The sequence below is a fragment of the Arthrobacter sp. YAF34 genome (assembly GCF_052113245.1).
Lineage (GTDB): Bacteria > Actinomycetota > Actinomycetes > Actinomycetales > Micrococcaceae > Arthrobacter.
In genome coordinates, this window is the sequence record NZ_JBFRCV010000012.1 from 198350 (window position 1) to 204510 (window position 6161).

5 protein-coding genes, 1 tRNA gene and 2 pseudogenes are annotated in these 6161 nt (G+C 67.2%); 2 read left to right on the forward strand and 6 right to left on the reverse strand.

Annotation, left to right across the window (positions count from 1 at the left end; translation table 11 throughout):
• Positions 1–88 precede the first annotated feature (88 nt).
• Positions 89–1525, reverse strand: coding sequence for an NADP-dependent phosphogluconate dehydrogenase (gene gndA / locus AB4Y72_RS15635; RefSeq protein ID WP_441427064.1), 1437 nt, complete (start codon positions 1523–1525; stop codon positions 89–91).
• A gap of 263 nt (positions 1526–1788) precedes the next feature.
• Between gndA and AB4Y72_RS15640 the strand changes: the two genes are divergently transcribed.
• The gene (locus tag AB4Y72_RS15640; RefSeq protein WP_441427065.1) at positions 1789–2517 is read left to right on the forward strand and encodes a FadR/GntR family transcriptional regulator; all 729 of its coding nucleotides are present in this window, start codon (positions 1789–1791) and stop codon (positions 2515–2517) included.
• Between the two features lie 259 nt (positions 2518–2776).
• Here the strand turns inward: AB4Y72_RS15640 and AB4Y72_RS15645 are convergent, their stop codons facing one another.
• The 5 genes and pseudogenes from AB4Y72_RS15645 to AB4Y72_RS15665 form a co-directional block, all read right to left on the reverse strand.
• Positions 2777–3067: a hypothetical protein gene (locus AB4Y72_RS15645; protein WP_441427066.1), complete on the reverse strand. Its 291-nt coding sequence runs from the start codon at positions 3065–3067 to the stop codon at positions 2777–2779.
• Positions 3068–3195: 128 nt separating this feature from the next.
• Positions 3196–3271 (reverse strand) — tRNA-Val (locus tag AB4Y72_RS15650).
• Positions 3272–3362: 91 nt separating this feature from the next.
• Positions 3363–4279 (reverse strand): annotated as a pseudogene (locus AB4Y72_RS15655) (NAD-dependent protein deacetylase).
• 32 nt (positions 4280–4311) lie between these two features.
• On the reverse strand, positions 4312–4773 hold the full coding sequence (locus tag AB4Y72_RS15660) for a peroxiredoxin (protein ID WP_441427074.1): 462 nt from the start codon (positions 4771–4773) through the stop codon (positions 4312–4314).
• A gap of 62 nt (positions 4774–4835) precedes the next feature.
• On the reverse strand, positions 4836–5255 hold the full coding sequence (locus AB4Y72_RS15665; RefSeq protein WP_120949872.1) for a DUF3052 domain-containing protein: 420 nt from the start codon (positions 5253–5255) through the stop codon (positions 4836–4838).
• Positions 5256–5664: 409 nt separating this feature from the next.
• Here AB4Y72_RS15665 and AB4Y72_RS15670 point away from each other — a divergent pair.
• A pseudogene (locus tag AB4Y72_RS15670) lies at positions 5665–6161 on the forward strand (pyruvate dehydrogenase (acetyl-transferring), homodimeric type); the annotation flags it as partial.

The following is a 6161-nucleotide window of genomic DNA, read 5'->3' on the forward strand; positions in this document are numbered from 1 at the left end:
CGGGGCAGGTGCGGCCGGAAACACGAACGGCCGGCGCCTCCCAGAGTAGCTGGAAAGCGCCGGCCGCCAGGGTCGGAACCGGTACGGGCTAGTGGGTGTCGACGGCCTCGATCTCGGACTTGTCCTCGCCCCAGAGGGTGTGGAACGTGCCCTCGGCGTCGACGCGGCCGTAGGTGTGGGCGCCGAAGAGGTCGCGCTGGCCCTGGATCACGGCGGCCGGCAGGCGCTTGCGGCGCAGGCCGTCGTAGTAGGCCAGCGAGGAAGAGAACACCGGCACCGGGATGCCGAGCTGGACCGCGGTGGCCACCACGCGGCGCCAGGCCGGGAGGACCTCGGCGATCGCCTTGGTGAAGGCCGGGGCGAAGAGCAGGTTGGCCGGCTTCTCCGCCGCGGCGTACGCCTTGGTGATCTCCTTGAGCAGTTCTGCACGGATGATGCAGCCGCCGCGCCACAGCGAGGCGATTTCATCCAGCTTCAGGTCCCAGCCGTATTCCTTGGCCGCAGAACCGAGCATGTCCAGCCCCTGCGCGTAGGAGACCAGCTTGGAGGCGTAGAGCGCCTGGCGGACGTCCTCGACGAAGCTCTCGGGGACCTCGACGGCGGCCTCGCCGCCGGACAGCAGCTCCTGGGCCAGCGCCCGCTGCTCCGCCTGGGAGGACAGGGCCCGGGCGAAGACGGACTCGGCGATGCCGGAGGTGGGCGAGCCGAGCTCCAGCGCCGAGATGACGGTCCAGCGGCCGGTGCCCTTCTGGCCGGCAGCGTCCACGACGACGTCGACGAACGGCTTGCCGGTCTTTGCGTCAACGTGGCCCAGGACCTCGGCGGAGATTTCGATCAGGAACGAGGCGAGCTCGCCCTTGTTCCACTCTTCGAAGATCTTCGCCTGATCGGCCGGTTCGATCCCGGCGCCGGAGCGCAGGAGATCGAAAGCCTCACCGATGACCTGCATGTCGGCGTATTCGATCCCGTTGTGGACCATCTTGACGAAGTGTCCGGCGCCGTCGGTGCCGATCCAGGCGCAGCAGGGCTTGCCGTCGACGTGGGCGGCGATCTTTTCCAGCAGCGGGCCCAGGGCGTCGTAGGACTCCCGGGAACCGCCCGGCATGATCGAGGGGCCGTTCAGGGCGCCCTCCTCGCCGCCGGAGACGCCGATGCCGACGAAGTGCAGGTCCTTCTTCGCCAGGGCGGCTTCGCGGCGGCGGGTGTCCTCGTAGTGCGAGTTGCCGGCGTCGATGATGATGTCGCCGGGTTCCAGCAGCGGCTCGAGCTGTTCGATCACGGAGTCCACCGGCTTGCCGGCCTTGACCATGATCAGGACGCGGCGCGGCTTCTCCAGTGAGTCGACGAGCTCCTGCAGCGTCTCGGTGCGGACGAAGTCGCCGTCGCCACCGTGCTTTGCGAGGAGGGCGTCTGTCTTTTCCACGGACCGGTTGTGCAGGGCAACGGTGAAGCCGTTCCGGGCCAGGTTGCGTGCGAGGTTGGCCCCCATCACCGCGAGGCCGGTGACACCGATGTGTGCTGACATCAAAACTCCAATTCATTTCTCTACACCGTGCATGCACGGCGTTTCGTGTGCGACGTTCAACTAGGACTCGGGCAGGTCGTGCCGCGTGGGGCGGAACCCGCTCTTGAGGATCAGTGGCTGTCCATAAACCATATGTATTACCGCGGGCTGCGGGAAAGCAGCGCCCACTGAGCGGAATACTGCGCGTCACAAACAGTCTATGATCACCGGCACCGGCCGTGCCGGTCGGTCCCGACGCGGCACGCAGGATTATGCTTACGACTATGTCGACCAGCCTCCATACCCGTGCCGTTGAGCACCTCGGGACCCGGATCGTCGCGGGCGAGCTCCCGGCCGGGCACGTCATGCTTGCAGAGCACCTCGAGGACGAGCTCAAAGTCTCCCGCTCGGTGGTCCGGGAGGCGGTCCGCGTGCTGCAATCCCTGGGCCTGGTGGAAACTATCAAGCGCGTCGGCATCCGGGTGCTGCCCTCCAGCCGGTGGAACCCCTTCGACCCGCTCGTGATCCGCTGGCGCCTGGCCGGCGAGGGCCGCGGCGCCCAGCTGCGCTCCCTGGCCGAGCTCCGCACCGCCGTCGAACCGGTGGCCGCCGAACTCGCCGCGGCCAACGCCCCGGCGGAACTGCGCCAGGAGTTGGTGGAGATCTCGCACGCCATGCGGGAAGCCGGACAGGCCGGCGACGTGCCCCGGTTCCTCGAGCTGGACATCCTGTTCCACTCCTTGCTGCTGACCGGCTCCGGTAACGAGATGTTCGCCAACATGGTGGGTCAGGTGACCGAAACCCTGACCGGCCGCACCGTCCATGGCCTCATGCCGGACCACCCGCGGGAGACGGCGCTGCAGTGGCACGTGGACGTCGCCGAGGCCATCGCCGCCGGGAACGCCGCCGCGGCACGGGAGGCCTCGAACCGGATCATGCGAGAGACCATCTCGGAGATGGAGCCGAGCTGGAAGAACCAGCCGCGCGTGTTCGTCCCGCTTCAGCGCCACTAAAACGGCGGCACTCGCGCGGCGGCCGCCGCGGCCCCGGAACGGCCTCATAATTAGGCCATCGACTGGGCTATTTCGGCCGGTCTGGAACCCTACCGGCGCGTTTCACAATTCCAAATCTTCACGGTATGTTGTTAACAAGCCTTCCACCGCGGCATCCCCCAATAGTCGCGGTGGAAGGCTTTTCCAATGCCCGGTTACGGCCCGATTATTAGGCCGGTTTACGGGGCCGGCGTAGGGTCCGCTGTACGGGCCCCGCGGCTTAGGCGGCGTCGGCCACTGCGTCCCGGAGCCGCCAGCCGCCGCCGAGCCCGTCCCGGATCAATTCCATGGTGGTGAGGGCCGAACCGCGGTTGCGGCCAAGCCGTGCCTGGACCTGCCAGACCTCGACGTCAACCCGGCTCAGGCCTTTCGGCATCCGGCGCTCGGCTTCCCACCAGTTGACCCGCTCAAACCAGCGGACCGGCTCGGCGCCGATCAACCATTCCCGGCCCCCGCGGACCACCGCCTGCGGCCGCCCGTCCGGGCCTGTCTTCACTATCACGTGCTCCATTCCCGTCACACTAGGGCCAGGCTCAGACATTTCCCGCGCCCGGACCGGTGAGCGGGCTCCCGCACCCACCCACAGCAGAAAACCCCACCATTTCGGACCGCTGGGTCCTGAAATGACGGGGTTTCTTGTGGTGGGTCCTACCGGGATCGAACCGATGACATCCACGGTGTAAACGTGGCGCTCTACCAGCTGAGCTAAAGACCCAAACCGCGGTATCCGCGCCTGCGCGCTTCAACCAACGAACAGTTACTGTACCGGATGTCACCTGTCCGGCGCCAATCGGCCCCGCCGTCCCCTACAGGGGCGGCAGCTCGGCGGCAAGCCAGCTCAGGGCCGCGCTCACGCCGGCCTCTAGCTTGACCGTAGCGAGGTCGTCGCCGCGGGTCACCCCCCGGTTAATGATGACCACCGCCTTGCCCTGTTTCGCCGCATGGCGGACAAAGCGCAGGCCGCTCATCACGGTCAGGGACGAGCCGGCCACCAGGAGGGCCTGGGCCGCGTCAACCATGGCGTAGGAGCGCTCCACCCGGTCCTTGGGCACATTTTCCCCGAAGTACACGAAGTCCGGCTTCAGAGTCCCGCCGCAGGCCGGACAGCGGGCCACGACGAAGGATTCGATCAGCCCGGCATCCTCGACGGTGGCATCGGCGTCGGGGGCCATCTCCACCACTCCCGCGGCCTGGGCCCGTTCCAGGAACCCGGGGTTGAGTTCCTCCAGGACCCCGGCCAGCAGCCGGCGGCTGTACCGCCGGTGGCAGTCCAGGCACACCACCTGGTCGAAGCGGCCGTGCAGGTCCACCACGTTGACGCTGCCGGCGTCCTCATGGAGACGGTCCACGTTTTGGGTGATGAGGCCGGTGAGCAGCCCCCGCTGCTCCAGCCGGGCCACCGCGGCATGGCCGTCGTTGGGGTCCGCCCTGCGCAGGTGCGACCAGCCGATGTGGTTGCGGGCCCAGTAGCGCTGCCGGTTTCCCGGCTCGCCGATGAATTCCTGATAGGTCATGGGGGCGCGCGGGGCAGCGCCGGGCCGCGATAGTCCGGGATGCCCGAATCTGTGCTGAGCCCGGCCCCGGTCAGCACGGCGAACCTTCCGCCGGCAAGGAGGCCGTAGATGTCCCGCAGGGTATCGAGCTCGCCGCGTTGGAGCTCCGCTGAAGTATCGCCGCCGGTCCCGGCGGCCGTGACCGGCGGCAGGCTGGCAAAGCCGGTCATGCCGATTCCTGGCCGCCGCTGCCTCACTTGGCTCAGTTCCCGCCGAGTCCGGCGAGGGCGGCCCGGTATTCGGCAAGGTCCCGTGCCTGGCCGCGGGGATTAACAACGACGTAACGGACGATTCCTGCCGCGTCGATGATGAAGGTGCCGCGCAGGGCCATCCCGCTATCGGCGTCGAACACCCCGTACGCCGAGGCCACGGCGCCGTGCGGCCAGAAGTCGGCGAGCAGGTCAAAGCCGTAGCCTTCCTTTTCGGCATAGGCCCGCTGGGCGAACTTGCTGTCCACGGAGACCGCCAGCACGGCGGCATCGGCATCCTCGAAGAGCCCCAGGTTGTCCCGAATCTCGCACAGTTCCCCGGTGCAGATGCCCGAGAAGGCGAAGGGGTAGAAGACAATCACGACGTTGCGGCCGCGGAAGTCCGCAAGCCGTACCGGCTCGCCAAACTGGTTTGCGAGCTCGAAGTCGGGCGCGGAATCGCCGACGGCGGGCACCCGGCTGCGGCCAGGAGCCGCGCCGGCGTCCGGCCGGCCGGCCGCGCGCTGGACCGCTTGGGTCACTTGTTCTTCCGCGTCACCAGCCGGGTGGCGCTCCAGTCCTTTGAGACTCCGGCGGAGGTGGTGTAGTGCAGTCCCGCGGTGGGTGCGGCGTCCTGGATGTCCGCCGGGGACACGTAGCCCACCCGGCCGGACTTGGGGGTCAGGACCCACACGACACCGCCCTCCGTGAGCGTGGTCAGCGAATCGACCAGGGTGTCGACGAGGTCTCCATCGCCGGCCCGCCACCACAGAATGGCGGCGTCGACGACCTCGTGATCATCTTCGTCCAGAAGCTCAGAGCCCGTGAGATCTTCGATGTCGTCCCGCAAGTCGAAGTCGACGTCCTCGTCATAACCGAATTCCTGAATCAGGTCCCCGTCTTTGAAACCCAGTTTCTCCGCCACATTTACCGAAGTGGCGGCGTCGGCCTCGCTCACGTGTTGCTCCTATGCTCTGTGAAGTGCTTCATGTCTTGAATGGCACTAGTGATTTCCATTACTCCAAGCCAACACCCTTTGAGCTCGCGCTTCAAGCTGTTGGCCCCGCGATCCGCCATATTCTGCGTCACACAAGGCGATCCGAACGCTGCACGGCAGCGCTTGGTCACACAACCAGTATGCCCGTGAATTGCGGCGGGGGGTCCATGGGGCGGCTACGCATCCATCAGCTCGCACGGCTAGAGTGGCTGATGACGACTACGCCTGCGCGGGCAACCGCCCTGCTGACACAGGCAGGCGTACCGTGATTGGACCTTGCCCGGCGCATACGACCGGGCTGTAGTAACCGATATGTCGCACACGTCGCGTTCACGCCAGGCAGTCACCCTGCCCGGAGCTGAGGGTGCCGATGGATGCGCTCAAAGAGAGGTTGGACGTGGCTGCAGGAGAAGATACCTCCCATATCCTCAGCGGGTTGACAAACCAGCTGCCTGATCGTGATCCGGAAGAGACCGCCGAATGGCTGGAGTCCCTGGACACGCTGATTCAGGAACAAGGCACCGAACGTGCCCAGTACATTATGCGCAGCCTGCTCCAGCGGGCCGGGGCGCAGAGCGTGGGTGTACCGATGGTCACCACCACGGACTACGTCAACACCATCCCGGTGGACCAGGAAGCGCCGTTCCCCGGCGACGAGGAGATCGAGCGCAAGTACCGCGCCTGGCTGCGCTGGAACGCCGCGGTCATGGTGCACCGGGCGCAGCGTCCGGATATCGGCGTCGGCGGGCACATCTCCACCTACGCCGGGGCCGCGACCCTGTACGAGGTCGGCTTCAACCACTTCTTCCGCGGCAAGGACCACCCCGGCGGCGGGGACCAGGTCTTCTTCCAGGGCCACGCCTCCCC